The following is a 20,032-nucleotide window of genomic DNA, read 5'->3' as shown; positions in this document are numbered from 1 at the left end:
TGCGGGCCGCGCCGACTTCTTCCGGGGCACCCATGCAGATCACGCGCATCCAAAGCCACGTTCTGCGCTGCGACATGCCCGAGACGCTGGGCTACTCCCAGCAGTTCTATTCCCAGCGGACGTGCCATCTCGTCGAGGTCTCGACCTCCGAGGGGCTGACCGGCTGGGGCGAGTGCTTCGGGCCGGGCAACGTGGCCCGCGCCAACGCCCGCATCGTCGAGGATGTCATCGCGCCGATGATGGTGGGCGAGCGGGCCTTGGACCGCGACCGGCTCTGGCATCGGGCCTACAACCTGCTGCGCGACCACGGGCAGAAGGGGATGCCGATCCAAGCGCTGTCGGGCATCGACATCGCGCTGTGGGACGTCGCCGGGCAGGCCGCGGGCCTGCCGCTGTGCGACCTGATCGGCGGGCGCCACCGGGACGCGGTGGGCGTCTACGGCTACGGGATGATGCTGCGCCCCGACATGGATGCGGCCGCGATGGCGGACCAATTCGCGGACGAGGCGGCGGCCATCGCGGGCGCGGGCTTCGCCGCCGTGAAGATGAAGGTGGGCTTGGGCGTCCGCGACGACGTGCGGCTGGCGACGGCGGTGGCCGACGCAGTCGACGTGCCGTTCATGGTCGACGCCAACCACGCCTACGACGTGAACGACGCGCTGGAGGTGGGCCGCGCGCTGGACGACCTCGGCGCCTACTGGTTCGAGGAGCCGGTCGCGCCGGAGGACCGGGACGGCTACGCCACGCTGCGCCGCAGCCTCAGGACCCGCATCGCGGGGGGCGAGGCGGAGTTCACGCGCTGGGGCTGGCGCGACCTGATCGCGTCCGGCGGCCTCTCCATCGCGCAGCCCGAGGTCTGCGCCCTGGGCGGGGTCTCGGAATACCTGCGCGTCCTCGCGCTGTGCCACGCGCACCACCTGCCCGTGGTCAACCACGTCTGGGGCGGTGCCGTCGCCGTGGCCTGCAACCTGCACCTCTCGGCGTCCATGCCGCCGCTGCCCGGCGGCCTGCACCCGCGCCAGCCGTGGCTGGAGTTCGACACGACCGAGAACCGCTTCCGCGACGACCTGCTGGAGGCGCCCCTCGACATCCAGGGCCAAGTGGCCCGCACCGGGACCGCCGCCGTGCCGGACGGCCCCGGACTGGGCGTCGCGCCCGACCGCGAATTCATCGCAGCACACCTGTGGGAGTGAGGACATGAGCACCCGACCCGCCGAGCCGACCTCCACCCCGCTGGAGTGGATCGCGCCCCTTCTCTTCATCGCCGTCATGGGCTGGGTGACGTGGAACGGCGCCCACTACCTGATCGCGGCCCCCGGCGCCGAGGCGACCGAGGCGGCGCTCCTGCGCCGCTACGGCGAGCCGGTGGTCTGGGACTGGGTGGCGCTGGCGCTGCTACCCTTGGCGCTGCTGTTCGGGCTGGCGACCGTGCGCCGCGCGCCGATGGAGTGGGAGGACTTCTCCCTCGCCGACCGCCTCGCGGTGTTTATCGGGCGGGTGGCGATGATGCTGATCGCGATCCTCGTCTGCGTCATGATCTTCGAGGTGATCGCCCGCTACGTGTTCGAGAAGCCGACGCTCTGGGCCAACGAGATGTCGCTGTGGCTGGCGGTGTTCATCTTCCTGCTCGCCGGCCTCTACGCGATGCAGCAGCGCAGCCACATCCGCATCTTCCTGCTCTACGACGTGATGCCCCGCGCGGTGCAGCGCCTCTTCGACGTGATCTCCACGGTGCTGATCTGCCTCTTCGCGTTCATGCTGTTCTGGGGCGGCTTCGGCGAGGCGCGCGACAAGCTGCTGCGCTGGGAGACGTTCGGCACGGCCTTCGACCCGCCGATCCCGGCCACGACCAAGCCGGTGATCCTGCTGGTCGTGGCGCTGGTGGCGCTGCAGGCGATCCTGAACCTGATCCGCGACTGGAACGCCGAGCCGGTGATCCATACCGCCGCCGACGACATCGACCAGGACGAGCTGGAGCGGCTACGCCGCGCGGTCGGCCAGGACGGGGTGGGCGAGATGGACGTGACCCGCGACCCGATCCAGAACCACCACCCCAAGCGCGAGGACTGAGCCCGTGGATATCGGAACCATCTCCCTCGTCCTCTTGATTGCGCTGATGCTGCTGCTCGCGATCGGGATGCCGCTGGGCCTCGCCTCCGCCGTGCTGGCGGTCCTCGTCCTCGTGATGAAGTTCGAGCCCGCCCTGCTCACCGCCCCGTGGGAGTTCGGGGAGGGCCTGCTGACCGGCAGGTTCGGGTCGGGACCGCTGAACATCCTCGCGCAGAAGGTCTACGGCACGCTCACCAGCTACGTGCTCATCTCCATCCCGCTCTTCATCTTCATGGCGGCCCTGCTGGAGCGGTCGGGCATCGCCAAGTCGATGTACGACAGCCTCAACGTCTGGCTGTCCAAGACGCGGGGCGGCATCGCCATCGTGACCTCCATCATGGCCGTCATCATGGCCGCCATGTCCGGCATCATCGGCGGCGAGGTCGTGCTTCTCGGCCTGATCGCGCTGCCGCAGATGCTGCGGCTGGGCTACAACCAGGACATGGCCATCGGAGTGATCTGCGCCTCCGGGAGCCTCGGCACGATGATCCCGCCCTCGATCGTGCTGATCATCTACGGCCTCATCACCGAGACCTCGATCGTCGCGCTCTTCACGGCGGCCTTCCTGCCGGGCTTCATGCTGGCCTCGTTCATCATCATCTACATCGTCGTCCGCACGCAGCTGAACCCGGCGCTGGCCCCCCTGCCCCCGGCCGACCCGAACGAGCCGGAGCCGCGCGAGAAGAAGCTGCTGTTCCTGTCTTTCCTCGCCGTGCTCGGCGCGGGCTTCGCGGCGGCGCTGTTCATCCGGGCCGCGTTCTTCACGCTGACCGGGCAGAACGGCTCCGAGGTCGAGGACCAGCTGATCGCCTTGGGCGAGCCGCATCACGTCCTGTGGATCGGGATCGCGCTCGCGGCCTTCCTCGCGCTGATCTTCCTCGCCTTCGGCCGCGCCCGCTCGGCCAAGGGCTGGGCAATGGGCAAGGGCCTCGTCGGCCCCATCGTCGTCATCGGCGTGGTCATGGGCTCCATCTACGGCGGCATCTCGGGCATCACCGAGGCGGCGGCGATGGGCGTGGTGGCCGTCTTCCTGCTCTCGCTCTTCCGGGGCGAGGCCAGCTTCGACCTCGTCTGGGACAGCCTGATGCGGACGCTCAAGTCGACCGGCACGATCATCTGGGTGACCATCGGCGCCGCCGCGCTGGCGGGGGCCTACACCATCGCGGGCGGCCCGACCTACGTGGCCAACCTCATCATCGGGACGGACCTGCCGACGATGGGCATCCTTCTGGTGATGATGCTGATCCTGCTGATCATGGGCGCGTTCATGGACTGGGTGGGGATCGTGCTGCTGATCATCCCCGTCTTCCTGCCCATCGTGCAGCGCCTGCCCATCGAGGAGATCGGTTTCTTCGGGCAGTTGGAGCCCAAGTACCTCGCGGTGTGGTTCGGGGTGCTGTTCTGCATGAACATGCAGGTCAGCTTCCTCAGCCCGCCCTTCGGCCCGGCGGCCTTCTACCTCAAGTCGGTGGCGCCGCCGCACATCTCGCTGACGGACATCTTCAAGGGCTTCCTGCCCTTCATCTGCCTGCAGATCTGCGCCTTGGCCGTGCTGCTGTCGTGGCCCGGCATCATCCAAGTGTTGCTGGACTAGGAGGACCCCATGCGTCTCGCAACACTCGCCCTTGCGGTCTCCACCACCTCGGCACTTGCCCAAGCCGACCGGGTCGGGGCCGACGATCCGGCCGCGCTGCTGCAGCTGATGCGGGACGCGGGCGTCAAGTCGAGCCTCGGCATCGATGGCTGGGGCGATCCGACGATCGAGGCCCGCTCGGGCGACGTGGCGTGGGAGGTGCTGTTCCACGGCTGCACCGACGGCGCGGGCTGCACCAACGTCATGTTCGCCGCCGGGTTCGCGTCGCCCGGAGCCACCCCGGACCGAGTGAACGAGTGGAACGCGGCGCAGCTCTACAGCCGCGCATTCGTGGACGACACGGGCGAGGCCGTGCTGGAGCTGCCGATCAACACAACGGGCGGCATCTCGACCGCCGCCTTCTCGGACGGGCTCGACTGGTGGCTGACCCTGCTGCCGGAGTTCCGGGATCATGTCCAATGAAGCGGATGCTGTTGCGGCGATGACCGCCTCCGCCACCATCCGCCTGTCCCCGGACGACAACGTCGTCACCGCCACCCGCGCGCTGGAGGCGGGCATGGCCGTCGAGGGCGTCACGACGCGGGGCCTGATCCCCTCGGGCCACAAGATCGCGACGCGTCCCATCGCGGCGGGCAAGCCGGTGGTGAAGTACGCCCAACTGATCGGGCTGGCGACGCGGGACATCGCGGCGGGCGAGCACGTGCACACGCAGAACCTCGGCTTCACCGCCACGCCGGGCGAATACGAGTTCGGCACCGACCTGCGCCCCGTGTCCATGGGGACGACGGACAGATTCATGGGCTTCCGCCGCCCGAACGGGCGCATCGGCACGCGGAACTTCGTCGCGGTGATTACGAGCGTGAACTGCTCCGCCACCGCTGCCCACCGCATCGCGGACCACTTCACGCCCGACCGCCTCGCGGCCTTCCCCAACGTGGACGGCGTGGCTGCCTTCACCCACGGCACCGGCTGCGGGATGCAGGGCGACGGCGAGGGGTTCGAGGCGCTGAGCCGCGTCATGTGGGGCTATGCCAGCCACCCCAACTGCGCGGGCGTGCTCATGGTGGGGCTGGGCTGCGAGATGAACCAGATCGACTGGCTGCTCGACGCGTGGGGGCTGGAGCAGGGCCCGCTCTTCCGGGCGATGAACATCCAGAACGTCGCCGGGCTGCGCCGCACCGTCGAGAAGGGGATCGAGGCGGTCGAGGCGATGCTGCCATTGGCGAACGAGGCGGTGCGCGAGCCCTGCCCCGCCTCGGCGCTGACCGTGGCGCTGCAATGCGGCGGGTCGGACGCGTGGTCGGGGATCACCGCGAACCCGGCGCTGGGCCATGCCTGCGACCTGCTGGTGGCGCAGGGCGGGACCGGCGTGCTGGCCGAGACGCCGGAGATCTACGGGGCCGAGCACCTGCTGACCCGCCGCGCCTCCGAGGCGGTGGGCCGCCGCCTGATCGACCGGATCGCGTGGTGGACGGACTACACCGCGCGCAACCGCGGCTCGATGGACAACAACCCTTCCCCCGGCAACAAGGCGGGCGGGCTGACGACGATCCTCGAGAAGTCGCTGGGCGCCGCCGCCAAGGGCGGGACCACGCCGCTGACGGGCGTCTACCGATATGCGGAGCGGGTCACGCAGCCGGGCTTCGCCTTCATGGACAGCCCAGGCTACGACCCCGCCTCCGTGACGGGCCAGATCGCGTCGGGCTGCAACCTCGTGGTGTTCACCACCGGGCGCGGCAGCGCCTTCGGGTCCAAGCCCGCGCCGACGATCAAGGTGGCGACGAACGCGGATCTCTACGGCCGCATGGAGGAGGACATGGACGTCGACGCGGGCCGCATCCTCTCGGGCGCGGCCACCGTCGAGGAGGTGGGGCGGACGATCTACGGCCTGCTGCTGCGGGTCGCGTCGGGCGAGCGGACCAAGTCCGAGGCGCAGGGCTTGGGCGACCACGAGTTCGTCCCGTGGCAGATCGGGGCCGTGATGTGACCCGCCTCCTCCTCGCGGGCACCGGCCTGATCGGCGCGCGCCACCGCGACCACATCCTCGCCCATCCGGACCTGACGCTGGCCGGCATCGTCGATCCCGACCCCGCGCGCCATCATCCGGGCGTGCCCGGCTTCGCCTCCCTCGCCGAGGTGGACGTGGAGGCCGACGGCATCGTCCTCGCCACGCCGACGGGCACCCACGCCCCGCTGGCCGTCGAGGCGGCGGCGCGGGGCCTGCACGTCCTCGTCGAGAAGCCCGTCGCCGACACGCTGGAGAACGCGGAGGTCATGGCGCGGGCCGCCGACGACCACGGCGTCCGCATCCTCGTGGGCCACCACCGCCGCCACCACCCCCGCGTGCAGAGGCTGGCGGAGATCGTCGCCTCCGGCACCATCGGGCGCCCCCTCGCCGCCTCGCTGATGTGGCTGATGCGCAAGCCCGACGACTACTTCGACGTCGCGTGGCGGGCGGGCATCGACGGCGCGCCGATCAAGCAGAACCTGATCCACGACGTCGACACGCTGCGGATGCTGTTCGGCGAGGTGACGGATGTCACCGGTCTGGCGCAGGCCACCCGCGATGCCGCCCGGCCCGACACCGGCGGTTGCGTGTTACGCTTCGATGCCGGTGTCATCGTCACCGTCGCGTGGTCGGACGCGACCCCGACGCCGTGGGGCTTCGAGGCGGGTACGGGCGAAAGCCCGCACATCCCCCACACCAAGCAGGATTCCTTGCGCATCGCGGGCACCCACGGCGCGGTCGAGTTTCCCTCCCTCACGGTCTGGTCCGGAGCGGCGCACTGGAACGAGGAACCCACGCCGCAGGTCCACGCGGCGGAGGACGGCATACCCTTGGTCCGTCAACTGGAGCACTTCGCCGACGTCGTCGCGGGGCGGGCCGATGCGGTCGTGGACGCCCGCTCCGCCGCCCGCACCCTCGCCGTGATCCTGGAGATCGAGCGCACATGGTCCGCGTGACGGTCATCCTCGCGGCGCTCGCCGCCCCGGCCGCCGCGTCCGACCTGTGCGACGATCTCTGGCTCGCCCGGAACGCCACGTTCGCCAAGCACGGCCATTGCTTCGCCTCGCCCCTCGCCCGGGCGACCTTCGGCGCCGCCTGCCCCGGCGCCGCGACGCTTCCGCCGCGCGACGCCGCGACGGTCGCGATGGCGCGCGCGGAGGAGCGCCGTTGGGGCTGCGCCGTCGATACGTCGGTCGTGCGGCCGCTCCGGGTCGACGCCCTCCCCCTGCGTCTGCGGTTGGAGGACCAGCCGATCGCCGATGGCCTCGAGTCCGCATGCATCGGCTGGCGCGGCCCCGCCTTTCCCCTCCGCGCCGGCGCGCGTCCGGGCGCGGACATCGTCGCACGGGCCGAGCGTGGCGCGGTGATCGGCGTCGCCCATGCCAGCGCGGTCCCCGGCTGGTCCTACTACGTCGTCGACCTTCCGGACGGCCGAGAGGTCCAGGGATGGACGGAGACGAACGCCTTCTCGGACGCCGATCTGTGCGACGTGGTGGTTGGATGAGGATGCTGCGCTGCGGCATGATCGGCGAGAACATCGGCCGATCCAAGTTCCCCAAGGCCATCGCCCTGCTTTGCGCGCGACACGGCCTTGCGCTGGACTACCGGGTCGATGACACGCGTGATCGTGCGGGGTCCGCCGCGTTCGATTTCGAGGAGACGGTCGCCTCGCTGGCGGCGGAGGGGCGGGACGGGGTGACGGTCACGCACCCGTTCAAGACCCACGCGGCCCGGTGGGCGGGCAATGGGATGGACGCCGAGGCCGCGCATCTTGGCGCGGCGAACACCCTGCTCTTCGCGACCCGGCGGGGCACGAACACGGACTACTGCGGCTTCCGGGCGGCGTGGGCGGAGACGGGCCTCGCCCCCGGTCGCGTCGCGGCCGCGGGCGCCGGGGGCGTGGCGCGGGCCGTGGTGCCCGCGCTGGCGGGCCTCGGCGCGGAGGTGTCCGTGTGGGACGTGGACCGGGCGCGGGCGGACGCGCTCGGGGCCTTGGGCGCGACGTCCGTGCCGATCGAGGCGGCCGAAGCCACCGCGCGAGCCGCCGACGGGCTCGTCAACTGCACCCCGCTGGGACACGCGCCCGACATGCGGTCCGCCTTCGACCCCGCGTGGATCGGCCCCCAGTCGTGGGCCTTCGACGCGGTCTACACCCCCATCGACACCCCGTTCCTGACCGCCTGTGCAAGCGCGGGTCTGCGGACGCTGACGGGTTTCGACCTCTTCCGGCACATGGTCCTGCGGTCCTTCGAGGCCTACACGGGGATAGCCGACCCCGAGGCCATGCCCTTGCTGGAGGAGTTGCGACCATGACCGAGGTGCTCACGCAAGAGCAGGTCGCGCGCTACCGCCGCGACGGCTACCTCATCCTCGAACGCCGCCTCGACGCGGGGACGCTGGCGGCCCTCCACGCCGAGATCGAGCGCTACACCGCGAAGGCCCGTGGCCTGACAGAAGGGACCGACGAACTGGACCTCGAGGACAGCCACACCCCGGACGACCCGCGCGTCCGGCGGATCAAGCTGCCGCACACCCATTCCGAGGTGGTCCGCGACCTCATGTATTCGGACGCGATCCTCGCACCCGCACGCGACCTGATCGGTCCGGACATCCGACTTCACACCACCAAGCTGAACATGAAGGAGGCGGGCCACGGCGCCGCCGTGGAGTGGCACCAGGACTTCGCCTTCTACCCGCACACCAACGACGACGTGCTCGCCATCGGCGTGATCCTCGACGACATGACCGAGGAGAACGGCCCGCTGATGGTCTTTCCGGGATCGCACCGGGGGCCGGTCCACGACCACCACGCCGACGGGATGTTCGTGGGCGCGATGGACTTGGGGCGGGACGGCTACGACATGGCGGATGCGGTGCCCTTGGTCGGACCGGCCGGATCGATCAGCATCCACCACGGCCGCATCGTGCACGGCTCGGCGGTCAACACCTCGAACCGCGCGCGACGCGTCCTGTTCTACGAGATGATGGCGGCAGACGCCTTCCCGATCATGGGGTCGATGACGAAGTTCCCCGACATCCACGACTACGACGCGCGAATGCTCTGCGGGGCACCGACGCTGACGCCGCGGCTCGAACCGGTGCCGGTGCGCATCCCCGCGCCGCATCCGCCCATCGGAAAGACGATCTACGAGATACAGAAGGGCGCGGGATCGCGCAGCTTCGACACGGTCTGAAGACAAACGGGAGACCACCATGGCGAATATCGGATTCATCGGCCTCGGCCTCATGGGCAGCGCGATGGTGCAGCGGCTCTTGGACAGGGGGCATACGCTCACGGTGCTGGGCAACCGCGACCGGACCGGCCTCGACGCCGCCGTGGAGCGCGGCGCGACCGAGGCGGCGAGCGCGCGCGCCGTGGCCGAGGCGGCCGACGTGGTCATGCTCTGCATGGGCACCTCCGATCACGTCGAGGGCCGGATGCGCGGCGCGGACGGCGTGATCGCCGGCCTGTCGGAGGGGATGGTGGTGATCGACTTCGGCACCTCCCTCCCCGGCTCGACGCGGGCGCTGGCCGAGGAGGCGGCGGCGAAGGGCGCTGCCTATCTCGACGCGCCGCTCGGGCGGACGCCGAGCCACGGACGCGAGGGGCAGCTCAACATCATGGCCGCGGGCGACCGCGCGGCCTTCGACCGGGCAAAGCCGCTGCTGGACGACCTCGGGGAGAACGTCTTCCATCTGGGCGAGGTCGGTTCGGGCCATACGGTCAAGCTGATCAACAACTTCTTCGGCATGACCGTCGCCAACGCCGTCGCGGAGGCCTTCGCGATGGCGGACGTGGCGGGCGTGGACCGCGCCGTGCTCTACGACGTGATGTCTGCGGGTCCGCTGCACTCCGGGATGATGGACTTCGTGAAGGCCTACGCGGTCGAGGGGGACGCGACCAAGCTCGCCTTCTCGATCGCCAACGCGGGCAAGGACGTGGGCTACTACCGGCGCATGGTGGCGGATGCCGGGCACGAGTCGATCATGTCCGCCTGTGCCGACCGCGCGCTCCAGGACGCCAAGGCCGATGGGCGCGGCGGGGACATGGTATCGCAGATGGTGGACTTCTACGCGGCCCGGTTCGGGAAGGGCTGACCACCCGTGCCCGCGCCGGTCTCCCACCTCGCCGTCGCCCGGAGGGACGACGCGGCGAAGGGCATCGCGCTGATGCTGGCGGCGTGGGCGGCGTTCTCGCTCGTGGACACGACGGTGAAGTGGCTGTCGGTGGCGGGGCTGCCGGCGCTGCAACTGGCCTTCATGCGCTTCGCCTCGCACCTCGTGCTCTCCACGGGTCCGATGCTGGGGCGCGACCATTCCGGCTGGACCGCGCCCCGGTCGCAGGCGTGGCCGATGCTCGCGCGCGGCGCGCTCCTGCTGACGGCGACGACCTGCAACTTCTTCGCGCTGCGCCACCTCGACCTCGCCGTCGTGGCGGCGATCACGTTCGCCTCGCCCGTCGTGGTCTGCCTGCTCTCGGTCCCCCTGCTGGGCGAGCGGGTGGGCCGCTGGCGCTGGGGGGCCATCGCGGTCGGCTTCGTCGGCGTGCTCATCGTCGTGCGCCCGTGGGGCGCGGCGTTCCATCCGGCGATGCTGCTCTCCTGCGTGGTGCCCGTGGCCCTCGCGCTGTTCTCCATCCTCACGCGCCGCCTCGCGGGCGTGGCCGCGCCGCGCACGATGCAGCTCTACGCGGGCGTGGTCGGCGCGGTGGCCCTCGCGCCCTTCGCCGCGCTCGTCTGGGTGCCGCCCGCCTCCCCGACCGAATGGATCCTGCTCCTCGCCATCGGTGGCTTCGCGTGGTTCGGCCACGGCCTGTTCGGCGCCGCCCACGGCTACGCCCCGGCGAGCGCGCTGATGCCGTTCTCCTACTCGTTCCTCATCTTCATGGCCCTCACGGGCTACCTCGTGTTCGGCGACGTGCCGGACGCGGGCACGCTGGTCGGGGCCTGCGTGATCGCGGGCTCCGGGCTCCTGATCTGGTGGAGGGAGACGCGGTGAGGGTCGGGCTGATCGGGCTGGGCATGGTGGCGGAGACCCATGTCGCGGCGGTGCGCGGCGCGGGGCTGGAGCTCGCATGGGCGATGGGGCGCGATGCGGCGAAGGCGCGGCGCCTCGCGGCGCGGTGGGGCTGCCGCGCGGTCGGCGCGCCCGAGGCGGCCGACTTCGTCATCCTCGCCACGCCGCCGGACGCCCGCGCCGACCTGATCGACGCCTGCGTCGCGGCCCGCCTGCCCGTCCTCTCGGAGAAGCCGCTGGAGCGCGACCTGCCGCGCGCGCGCGCGCTCGTCGAGCGGATGGAGGCCGCCGCCCTGCCCTTCGGCGCGGTGCTGCAGCACCGGATGCGGGGGGCGGCGCGCGCCCTCGCCGCGCGCCTCCCCGCCCTCGGCCCCGTCCGCACGGTGGACCTCCGCGTGCCGTGGTGGCGCCCGCAGGGCTACTACGACGCGCCGGGCCGCGGCACCTTCGCCCGCGACGGCGGCGGCGTCCTGATCACGCAGGCGATCCACGCGCTGGACCTCATGCTCCACCTCTGCGGCCCGGTCGAGGCCGTCTCCGCCCTCACCGCGACGGCCGCGCACGACATGGAGGCCGAGGACTTCGCCGCCGCCGCCCTCCGCTTCCGCTCCGGCGCGGTCGGCAGCGCGATGGCGTCGGTGACGCACTATCCGGGCGGGACGGAGAGCCTGACGATCAACGCGGCGGGGGGGTCGGCGGTGCTGGAGGGGGACCGCCTGACCGTGACCACCGAGGCGGGGGCCGAGACCCTCGGCGGCGGCGGCGGCACCGGGGGCGGCGCGGACCCGTTGGCCTTCTCCCACGAGTGGCACCAAGCCGTGATCGCGGACTTCGCCGGAGCCCTCCGCGACGGACGGGCGCCGGCGATCCCCGCCCGCGACGCGCTGCAGGTCCACGCGCTGATCGACGCGGTCCAGCGCGCGGGACGCGAGCGGCGGGAGGTGGCCGTGTGATCCGGATCGGCGTGATCGGGATCGACCACCGGCACATCTACACGATGGCCGGGCACCTCGTGGATGCGGGCGCGGCCTTGGTCGCGTGGGCGACCGAGGGCGAGCCGAACACCTTGCCCGGGTGGGTCGAGCGGTTCCCCGGCACCCCCCGCCGCGACGCGGACGCGATCCTCCGGGACGCCTCCCTCGACCTCGTCCTGCTCGCGGGCGTCCCGTCCGAGCGGGCCGCGATGGCGGTGCGCGCGATGGAGGCGGGGCACGACGTGCTGTCGGACAAGCCCGGCGCGCTGACCGGCGCGGAGCTCGACCGCGTCCGCGCGACGGCGGAGCGGACGGGGCGCATCTGGTCCGTCGACTTCTCCGAGCGGTTCGAGACGCCCGGCTCCACCCTCGCCGCCCGGCTGGTGGTGGAGGGGCGGATCGGCGAGGTGCTCCACCTGACCTCGCTCGGCCCGCACCGGCTCAACGCCGCGACGCGGCCCGGCTGGTTCTGGGACCGCCGCCGCAACGGCGGCATCCTCGCGGACATCGGCTCGCACCAGATCGAGCAGGCGCTGTTCTACGCGGGCGCGGACACGGCGGAGATCCTGCATGCGGAGACGGCCTGCCTGACCCGGCCGGGCTTCGAGGACTACGGGCTGGTCTCGCTCCGCGCGGGCGGCATGCGGGCCGTGATCCGGGTGGACTGGCACACGCCCGGGGGCCTGCCGACATGGGGGGACGGGCGCCTGTTCCTGACGGGGACCGCCGGAACCCTCGAGCTGCGGAAGTACGTCGATCCGGGCGGGCGCCCGGGCGGGGACCACGTGATCCTCGTGGATGGCGAGACGGTCGCGCGGCTCGACGGGGCGGACGAGCCGCTCCCCTTCTTCGCGGCCCTCGTCCACGACGTCCGCCACCGCACGGAGACCGCCCATCCCCGCGCCCGGCCCTACGAGGTCACGCGCCTCGCCCTCGCCGCGCAGGAGATGGCGACGTGATCGCCTACGTCACGGCGATCCTCCTGCTGATCGTCACCCCCGGCCCCGGCGTCCTGTCGCTCGCGGGCGTGGGCGGCGCCTTCGGGATGGCGGCGGGGCGGCGCTACCTCGTGGGCCTCTGGCTCGGGACGAACGTGGTGCTGGCGATGGTGCTGACCGGCCTCGCGGCGCTCGTGCTGGCGGACGGGCGGGTGCGGACCGTCCTGCTGCTCGCCTCGGCCGCCTACCTGCTGTGGCTCGCGTGGCGCGTGGCGACCGCCGCCACCGGACCCGGCGCCGAGGACGCCGCCCGCGCACCCGGCATCCGCGACGGCATCGCGCTGCAGCTGGTGAACCCCAAGGGCTATGCGGTGAACACCACCCTGATGGCCGGCTTCCCGCTCGGCTGGGCCGCCGGCGAGACGCTCGCCAAGGTGGTGGTGCTGAATCTGCTCTGGCTCGGCATCCACTACCTGTGGCTGCTGTTCGGCGACGGCCTGCGGCGCATGGAGCCCTCGCCGGGGGCGCAGCGGTGGATCAACCGCGCGATGGGCGCGTCGCTGGCGGCGGTGGTGGCGCTGGCCTTGGCCGCGACGCTGCGCGCCTAGATGATCTGACGGGACTCGGCCACGCAGAGCAGGATCTGCGTGCGGGTCAGCGCCGCGCCGCGCGTCTGCCGGAAGTCGGCGGGCGCGCGCAGCCACGTCGCCACGTCGCGCTTCACGTCGCCGTCCGTGAGGGACACCGACTCGCGCAGGTACCACGCGGTCACCTCCGCCTCGGTCAGGCCGACGATCGGCGCGTGGTCCGCCGCCCAGCCGTTCGGGCAGACCGCCGCGTCGAACCCGGCCTCCGCGACGAGGGCGCGCAGGTCGAACTCGATCTCCGCCTGCTCGGCGCGCTCGGCCATCATGTCGCCCACGCCGAAGCCCACGCCGATCGAGAGCAGCAGCGCCGCCGCCCCGAGGACCGCCCCCTCGAACGCGCTGAGGCCGTCCGCGAAGGCGCGGTCGGTCAGGGTCCGGATCTTGGAGAAGGTGGCGGTCATGGGGCGCATCGGCTCAATTCAGGGCAAGTTGTGGAGGTTGTGAAGCCAGAAGCCGGCAGGAATGGGGCAGATTGTGGCGACACCCTTTCGAGTGTGGCGACGATGCACCCGATCCGCCGTGGACCGTCGCCGCGACCCCCGGGTTTCGGGCGGTCCGGCCCGAATCGCGCGCACGCGCTGGCGGCCCGATTCAGGGCGTGAAATGTGGCGGCATGCCGCTCTGGATCGCCGCCACCCTCTTCGCCGCCGCCATGCAGGCGACGCGCATGCTGCTGCTGAAGCGGCTGTCGATGACGGGGATGGGCGCGGCGGCCGCGACCTTCGCGCGCTTCGTCTGGGCCCCGCCGCTGATCGCGCTGGCGCTGGCGATGTGGGGTGTCGCCGGCGGCCCGGCCCTGCCCGCGCCGCCGCCGGGCTTCTGGCCGTGGGCCGTCGCCGGGGGCGTCGCGCAGATCTGCGCGACCGCGCTCGTGGTCCTGCTGTTCGGGCAGCGCAGCTTCGCGGTGGGCATCGCCTTCTCCAAGACGACCGTGCTGATGACGGTGGTGGCGGGCTGGATCGCCTTGGGCGAGACGGTGTCGCCCGCCGCGCTCGGGATGATGGCGGTCGGGACGGGGGCCGTGGTGCTGATCTCCGCCCCGCCCGGCGGCGGCTGGTCGCCGTGGAGCCGGGCCACGCTCTACGGCCTCGGCTCCGGCGCGTTCTTCGCCGTCTCGGCCGTGGGCTACCGCGCCGCCTCGCTCACGCTCGCGGCGGACGACCCGCTCGCCCGCGCCGCCGTGACGCTGCTCGCCGTGACGGCGCTCCAGACGGCGATCCTCGGCGGCTGGCTGCTGTGGCGCGACCGCGCGGGACTCGCGGCGGTCCTGCGGGGCTGGCGCCGGACCTTCCCGATCGGGCTGACCTCCGTGCTCGGCTCCATGGGGTGGTTCACCGCCTTCACGCTCCAGACGGCGGGCCTCGTCAACGCGGTGGGGCAGGTCGAGCTCGTCCTCTCCGTCGCCATCTCCGTCCTCCTGCTGGGCGAGCGCATCACCCCCCGCGAGGCGGTGGGCCTCGTCCTCCTGAGCCTCAGCGTCGTGGGATTGGTCACGATCGCCTGACGATCGGGACGCGCGGCGGGGCATCGTCCCCACGGTGTCCGGAAACGTCCCGCAATGGCCCCATTCCAGGAGCGATGTCGCCACGGGGCGGCGTCACACCGCTCCCATGCCGATCCGAGTCCCACACCCCGCCCCTCGTGCGACCGACGCCGCGCCGGAGGGCCGCCGTCCGCGCCTCCGCGACCGGCTGCGCCGCGCGCTCCGCCCCGAGGGCGGCGGCGCGTCGGTCGAGTTCGTCATCGTCTTCCCCGTCTTCATGACGCTGTTCTTCAGCAGCTTCGAGGCGTCCATGCTGGCCGTGCGCCACATGATGCTCGAACGCTCGCTCGACATCACCGCGCGCGAGATGCGCATCACCACCGGCGCCAACTGGAGCCGGGAGGTCGTGGCCCAGCGCATCTGCCGCAACGCGCGCATCCTCGCGGACTGCCAGGACCGGCTGGTGCTCGAGATGACCGAGATCGACCGCAGCACCTACAACCTCCCCGCCGCGGACCAGCAGTGCGTCGACGACTTCACCGGCGTGACGCCGACGACCCAGTGGGACAACGACACCGACGAGGAGATGGTGCTGCTGCGCGCGTGCTACCTTGTCGACACGTTCTTCCCCGGCACGGGCCTCGGGGAGCGGCTCGTGGCGGGCAACGAGGACACCGACGGCGACGGCGTGCCGGACACGGACACGCTGCGGATGCTGGCCTCGACCGTCTTCGTCCGCGAGCCGGAGGACACGCCCTCGGCGACGGGCACCTCCACGGCGCCCGCCACGGGCGCGGCCGAGGCGTCGATGGAGGTGACCCTGTGATGTGGCCGTTCGACCGGATCCGGTCCGCCCGCGCGGACTTCTGCGCCGAGGAGCGCGCGTCCATCTCGATGGAGACGGCGATCGTGCTGCCGTTCCTCGCCTTCGTCTACCTGCAGACCTTCACCTACTTCGACGCCTACCGGAAGCAGGCCCAGCTGACCAAGGCGGGCTACGCCATCGGCGACCTGCTGTCGCGGCAGACGGACATCGACGTCAACGACATCGAGGGCCTGCGCAGCGTGTTCGGGTACATCACCTCGACCGGCGAGGACTCGTGGATGCGGGTGTCCGAGTTCCGCAAGGACGAGGACGACGGGTTCTCGATCGTCTGGTCCAAGACCACCGGCGGCAACCCGAACCTCACCGACGCCTACATCGACCGCGTGCAGGACGACCTGCCGAACATCCGCCCGAGCGAGCGCGTCGTGATGGTGGAGACGTACACCCGCTATCGCCCGCCGTTCAACGTCGGGCTGCCGAACCGCATCATCAAGAGCAGCACCATCACGCGGACCCGCTTCGCCGGGCGCCTGAACTTCGACGACGGGGTCGCGCGGGAGGTCCGCTACGACAACCCGGACATCAACGCGGCCTACCGCGAGGATCCCGATCCCGAGCCCGCAGAGACCAACTGACCGGAGCCGACGCCGTGAAGACGCATCGCATCATCCCCACCGTTCTCCGACCCGCCGCCTTCGCCCGCGACGAGGCGGGGGCCATGTCGATCTTCTCGGTCATGGTCTTCGTGCTCATGCTGATGACGGCGGGCATCGCGATCGACACGCTCCGCCACGAGGAGGAGCGCGCCGAGCTGCAGGGCGCGCTCGACCGCGGCGTGCTCGCGGCGTCCTCGCTAATCCAGACCGAGGATCCCGAGACGGTCGTGCTCACCTATGTCGAGGCGGCCGGCTTCTCCCGCGACGACGTGGAGATCGAGGTCCACGAGGAGGGCCCCTCCGACGACCTCACGCTTCGCCGGGTCACCGCGCGCACCACGCGGGAGGTCGACACCCTTTTCCTCCCGCTCCTCGGGATCGACGACCTGTCGGTGCCGGGGCGCGCCAAGGCCGAGGACGAGAAGCGCAAGGTCGAGATCGCGCTCGTCCTCGACGTGTCCGGGTCCATGGGCGACAACAACCGGATCGAGAACCTGCGCGAGGCGGCCGACAAGTTCGTCGACATCATGTCCGACAACGAGTCGATCGAGCTGACGATGTCGATCGTGCCATACCACTCGATGGTGAACCTCGGGGACACGCTGGACGGCCCGATCCGCCTCGACGACAGCCACGACCGCAGCAGCTGCGCCCGCTTCGGCAACCAGCCGTCGATCTACGCGATGACCGGCCTCCCCGGCCCGTCCGATCCGGCGGTCGGGATCGCCCGCCACGCGATCGAGCGCGTCGCCCATTTCGACATGTGGTCCACCAACAGCGAGACCCCCGGCGTCCTGCCCAACCCGGAATGCGACGTGGACGACGCGCGCGCGATCCTGCCGTGGACGAACGACGCGGCCGCCCTGAAGGCCCGCATCGCGTCCCTCTACCCGGACGGCTGGACCGCCATCCACCTCGGCCTGAAGTGGGGGGCCGTGATGCTCGACCCTTGGTCGCAGGACGTGGTCGACCATCTCATCGACGCCAACGTCGTCTCCGACGACCACGAGGGGCGCCCCTACGACTACGGCACCGACGGGACCGAGAAGTTCCTGCTGCTCATGACCGACGGCAGCAACAACATCGAGGTCGACATGCGCGCCGACTGGAAGGGCAACGTCGGGTCGAACGCCTACGTCCACCACGACACGTGGCCCGGCATCGGCTACACGTCCGCCATCGACGGCGGCGACGACTACGGCGACGCCGGCTCGCCCCAGTACAGCTTCTACTTCCAGTACCGCGCGGACCGCGGGTGGAACCCCTACTGGGACGTGCAGGCCAAGGTGTGGCGGTCCCAGCCCGTGGGCGGCGCCCTCGCCCGCGAGCTGACCTACGAGCAGCTCTACGCCCGGTTCGGGGCCGGCTACATCGCCACCGAGATGCTGACCGGCGGGAGCTACCAGCCGTGGTGGAGCCAGCGGCGCCCCTACTACTACCCCGAGGAGGGGTTGGACGCCTCGACCACGAACAACTTCTACTCCGGCATCTGCTCGGCGATGAAGAACGCGGGCGTGACGATCTACACGGTGGGCTTCGAGGCGCCGACGGCCACGGCCGGCATCCTCGAGGGCTGCGCCTCCTCCACGTCGCACTACTACACGGCGGTGGGGAAGGAGCTGACCGACCGCTTCGCCAACATCGCGCTGTCGATCACGCGGCTCGGCCTGCGGCAGTGACCCCCGGCGCACCGAAGTGACGCGCGGCCCCGCTGGACTCTCGGCGGGGCCGACACGACATACGGAAGATGCGCCTGCCCGACAGCTTCCTCGACGAGATCCGCACGCGGCTGTCCCTCAGCCAAGTGGTCGGGCGCAAGGTCACGTGGGACCTCCGGAAGTCGAACCAAGGCAAGGGCGACTGGTGGGCGCCCTGCCCCTTCCACCAGGAGAAGACGGCCAGCTTCCACGTCGATGACCGGAAGGGGTTCTACTACTGCTTCGGCTGCCAGGCGAAGGGCAACCTCTTCGGCTTCGTGATGGAGACCGAGAACCTCCAGTTCATGGAGGCGGTGGAGTTGCTCGCCGGGGAGGCCGGCATGACCATGCCCGCCCGCGACCCCCGCGCCGCCGAGGTGGCGGACCGCAAGACCAAGCTGATCGAGGTGACCGAGGAGGCGGCCCGCTGGTTCCGCAACCAGCTCTCCACGAACGCCGCCCGCGAGGCCCGCGCCACGCTCCAGCGCCGGGGCCTGTCGCCCGAGACGGTGGAGCGGTTCGAGCTCGGCTTCGCCCCCAACCACCCCACGGCGCTGTCGGACCACCTCGTCAACGCGGGCCATTCGGCGGACGCCATCTCCGAGGTCGGCCTCGACGCCGAGTACGAGGGCGGGCGCCGCGACAAGTTCCGCAACCGCATCATGTTCCCGATCCGCGACGCGCGCGGGCGCTGCATCGCGTTCGGCGGGCGGGCGATGACGGAGTACGGGCCGAAATACCTGAACTCGCCGGACACGCCGCTCTTCGACAAGGGCGCGAACCTCTACAACCTCGCGCCCGCGCGCACGGCGGCGGGCAAGGGCGGACGCCTCGTGATCGCCGAGGGCTACATGGACGTCATCGCCCTGTCGCAGGCCGGGTTCGAGGCCGCCGTCGCGCCCCTCGGCACGGCCGTCACCGAGACGCAGCTCCGCCTCGCGTGGCGTGTCACCCCCGAGCCGGTCGTCGCCCTCGACGGCGACGCGGCGGGGCTGCGCGCCGCGCTTCGCACCGCCGACCTCGCCCTGCCGATCATGGAGGCGGGCCAGTCGCTGCGCTTCGCCATCCTGCCCGAGGGCCTCGATCCCGACGACCTGATCCGCGCGCAGGGCCGCGGCGCGATGGAGGCCGTCCTGGACGGGGCGCGGTCCATGCTCGCCGTGCTGTGGGACCGCGCGATCGAGGGCAAGGTGATCGACAGCCCCGAGCGCCGCGCGATGCTCGACCGGGAGCTGCGCGAGATGGTGGGCCGCATCGGCGACCCGCAGCTGCGCCGCCTCTACGGCGCCGAGGTGAAGCGCCTGCGCGCCGACCTCTACGGCCCCGGCTACGAGGACGCCGCCCCCCCGCCCCGCCGGGACGAGCGCGACTTCGGCGGCCCGCGGGACGACCGGCGCGAGTGGCAGCCCCGGCGGGACTGGCAGCCCGGTCGGCCCAAGGCGCCCGCCGGCCCCTCCGCCGCCGCGCGCGCCGCCGCGCAGGCGGGCACGCCCGCGCCCGACATCCTGCTCGAGCAGGTGGCGCTGGCCGCCTACCTGCTTCACCCGACCCTGCTGGAGGAGTTCGCGGACGCGCTGGAGACCGTGGACTGGCGCGGGGCGGGCCACATGGATCTCGCGGCCGCCCTGCTCGACGTCGATCCGGTGGAGGACCGCGCGGAGGTGCGCGCCGCGCTTGAACGGCGCGTTTTCAGCGCCACCCTTGAAGGGGTGCTGACACCCGCCCATGTGCGCCTCTCCCCGGTGACGCGGGGCGATGCCGAGGCCGCCCGCCCCTGCCTGCGCGACGCGCTGGAGCGGCTGGCCGCGCGGCGGGGGGAGGAGGCGGAACTGCGCGAGGCCATCGAGGATTTCTCCGATGGCGCCGACGAGTCCCTGACCTACCGCCTCGCGCAAGCGGCGCGGCGGCGGGCGCAGGCGGAGCGGGGCGCGCGCGACGAGACGGGCGCCACCGCCGAGGCGGAGGCCGAGGCGGCGCGCCGGCTAAGCGACCTCGCGGCAACGGTGCTGCGGTCGAAGACGTGATTCGGGGTGTGGCCCCAAGTGATTCGGGGTAACGATTCGCCGGAACGACCGATCGAGCGA

The 20,032-nt window shown here is 71.8% G+C and carries 20 protein-coding genes; 19 read left to right on the top strand and 1 reads right to left on the bottom strand.

The features are described from left to right. The first annotated feature begins 32 nt into the window (after positions 1 to 32). Genes JQC91_RS16160 through JQC91_RS16095 form a run of 14 tightly spaced genes read left to right on the top strand, consistent with a single transcriptional unit; the run spans position 33 to position 13,247 of the window. Positions 33 to 1,193: a mandelate racemase/muconate lactonizing enzyme family protein gene (locus JQC91_RS16160; RefSeq protein ID WP_203288384.1), complete on the top strand. Its 1,161-nt coding sequence runs from the start codon at positions 33 to 35 to the stop codon at positions 1,191 to 1,193. A 4-nt stretch (positions 1,194 to 1,197) separates the two neighbouring features. Then, positions 1,198 to 2,070, top strand: coding sequence for a TRAP transporter small permease (locus JQC91_RS16155; protein WP_238941584.1), 873 nt, complete (start codon positions 1,198 to 1,200; stop codon positions 2,068 to 2,070). 4 nt (positions 2,071 to 2,074) lie between these two features. Beyond that, positions 2,075 to 3,703, top strand: coding sequence for a TRAP transporter large permease subunit (locus JQC91_RS16150; RefSeq protein WP_203288382.1), 1,629 nt, complete (start codon positions 2,075 to 2,077; stop codon positions 3,701 to 3,703). A gap of 9 nt (positions 3,704 to 3,712) precedes the next feature. Beyond that, positions 3,713 to 4,165 (top strand): YbjN domain-containing protein, encoded by a 453-nt coding sequence (locus JQC91_RS16145; protein WP_203288380.1) that lies wholly within the window; start codon positions 3,713 to 3,715, stop codon positions 4,163 to 4,165. A 19-nt stretch (positions 4,166 to 4,184) separates the two neighbouring features. Beyond that, the gene (locus JQC91_RS16140) at positions 4,185 to 5,690 is read left to right on the top strand and encodes an altronate dehydratase family protein (RefSeq protein WP_203288378.1); all 1,506 of its coding nucleotides are present in this window, start codon (positions 4,185 to 4,187) and stop codon (positions 5,688 to 5,690) included. Then, complete coding sequence (locus JQC91_RS18265; RefSeq protein ID WP_203288376.1) at positions 5,687 to 6,667, top strand: Gfo/Idh/MocA family oxidoreductase; 981 nt, start codon at positions 5,687 to 5,689, stop codon at positions 6,665 to 6,667. Before JQC91_RS16140 ends, JQC91_RS18265 begins: the two co-directional genes overlap by 4 nt. Further along, positions 6,655 to 7,215, top strand: a complete 561-nt coding sequence (locus JQC91_RS16130) for a DUF4453 domain-containing protein (protein ID WP_203288374.1) — start codon at positions 6,655 to 6,657, stop codon at positions 7,213 to 7,215. The genes JQC91_RS18265 and JQC91_RS16130 overlap by 13 nt, the downstream gene beginning before the upstream one ends. After that, positions 7,212 to 8,024 (top strand): shikimate dehydrogenase, encoded by an 813-nt coding sequence (locus tag JQC91_RS16125; RefSeq protein ID WP_203288372.1) that lies wholly within the window; start codon positions 7,212 to 7,214, stop codon positions 8,022 to 8,024. The genes JQC91_RS16130 and JQC91_RS16125 overlap by 4 nt, the downstream gene beginning before the upstream one ends. Continuing rightward, entirely contained in the window at positions 8,021 to 8,905 is an 885-nt protein-coding gene (locus tag JQC91_RS16120) for a phytanoyl-CoA dioxygenase family protein (RefSeq protein ID WP_203288370.1), read from the top strand. Before JQC91_RS16125 ends, JQC91_RS16120 begins: the two co-directional genes overlap by 4 nt. A gap of 19 nt (positions 8,906 to 8,924) precedes the next feature. Further along, positions 8,925 to 9,809: an NAD(P)-dependent oxidoreductase gene (locus JQC91_RS16115; RefSeq protein ID WP_203288368.1), complete on the top strand. Its 885-nt coding sequence runs from the start codon at positions 8,925 to 8,927 to the stop codon at positions 9,807 to 9,809. Between the two features lie 6 nt (positions 9,810 to 9,815). Further along, complete coding sequence (locus tag JQC91_RS16110; protein WP_343070001.1) at positions 9,816 to 10,709, top strand: DMT family transporter; 894 nt, start codon at positions 9,816 to 9,818, stop codon at positions 10,707 to 10,709. Beyond that, positions 10,706 to 11,680 (top strand): Gfo/Idh/MocA family oxidoreductase, encoded by a 975-nt coding sequence (locus JQC91_RS16105; protein WP_203288366.1) that lies wholly within the window; start codon positions 10,706 to 10,708, stop codon positions 11,678 to 11,680. Before JQC91_RS16110 ends, JQC91_RS16105 begins: the two co-directional genes overlap by 4 nt. Then, positions 11,677 to 12,660, top strand: coding sequence for a Gfo/Idh/MocA family oxidoreductase (locus tag JQC91_RS16100; RefSeq protein WP_343070000.1), 984 nt, complete (start codon positions 11,677 to 11,679; stop codon positions 12,658 to 12,660). The genes JQC91_RS16105 and JQC91_RS16100 overlap by 4 nt, the downstream gene beginning before the upstream one ends. Beyond that, positions 12,657 to 13,247 carry a LysE family transporter gene (locus JQC91_RS16095; protein ID WP_203288364.1) on the top strand — a complete coding sequence of 197 codons (591 nt, stop codon included), beginning with the start codon at positions 12,657 to 12,659 and terminating at the stop codon, positions 13,245 to 13,247. Before JQC91_RS16100 ends, JQC91_RS16095 begins: the two co-directional genes overlap by 4 nt. Here JQC91_RS16095 and JQC91_RS16090 read toward each other — a convergent pair. Continuing rightward, positions 13,244 to 13,696 (bottom strand): hypothetical protein, encoded by a 453-nt coding sequence (locus JQC91_RS16090; protein ID WP_203288362.1) that lies wholly within the window; start codon positions 13,694 to 13,696, stop codon positions 13,244 to 13,246. The genes JQC91_RS16095 and JQC91_RS16090 overlap by 4 nt on opposite strands. A 203-nt stretch (positions 13,697 to 13,899) precedes the next feature. Between JQC91_RS16090 and JQC91_RS16085 the strand changes: the two genes are divergently transcribed. The 5 genes from JQC91_RS16085 (at position 13,900) to dnaG (ending at position 19,972) form a co-directional block, all read left to right on the top strand. Then, positions 13,900 to 14,790, top strand: a complete 891-nt coding sequence (locus JQC91_RS16085; RefSeq protein WP_203288361.1) for a DMT family transporter — start codon at positions 13,900 to 13,902, stop codon at positions 14,788 to 14,790. Between the two features lie 106 nt (positions 14,791 to 14,896). After that, on the top strand, positions 14,897 to 15,595 hold the full coding sequence (locus JQC91_RS16080) for a TadE family protein (protein WP_203288360.1): 699 nt from the start codon (positions 14,897 to 14,899) through the stop codon (positions 15,593 to 15,595). Next, positions 15,595 to 16,230 (top strand): hypothetical protein, encoded by a 636-nt coding sequence (locus JQC91_RS16075; RefSeq protein ID WP_203288359.1) that lies wholly within the window; start codon positions 15,595 to 15,597, stop codon positions 16,228 to 16,230. Before JQC91_RS16080 ends, JQC91_RS16075 begins: the two co-directional genes overlap by 1 nt. Positions 16,231 to 16,244: 14 nt before the next feature. Continuing rightward, complete coding sequence (locus JQC91_RS16070) at positions 16,245 to 17,930, top strand: pilus assembly protein TadG-related protein (protein WP_203288358.1); 1,686 nt, start codon at positions 16,245 to 16,247, stop codon at positions 17,928 to 17,930. A gap of 68 nt (positions 17,931 to 17,998) precedes the next feature. Next, a complete protein-coding gene (gene dnaG / locus JQC91_RS16065) occupies positions 17,999 to 19,972 on the top strand; it encodes a DNA primase (protein ID WP_203288357.1) in 1,974 nt (657 codons plus the stop codon). Positions 19,973 to 20,032: the final 60 nt, after the last annotated feature.

Origin of the sequence: Jannaschia sp. Os4, assembly GCF_016820245.1 — a bacterium.
Classification (GTDB): domain Bacteria; phylum Pseudomonadota; class Alphaproteobacteria; order Rhodobacterales; family Rhodobacteraceae; genus Jannaschia.
The sequence above is the reverse complement of the archived record's forward strand: the minus strand, read 5'-3'. Positions and strand labels throughout refer to the sequence as shown.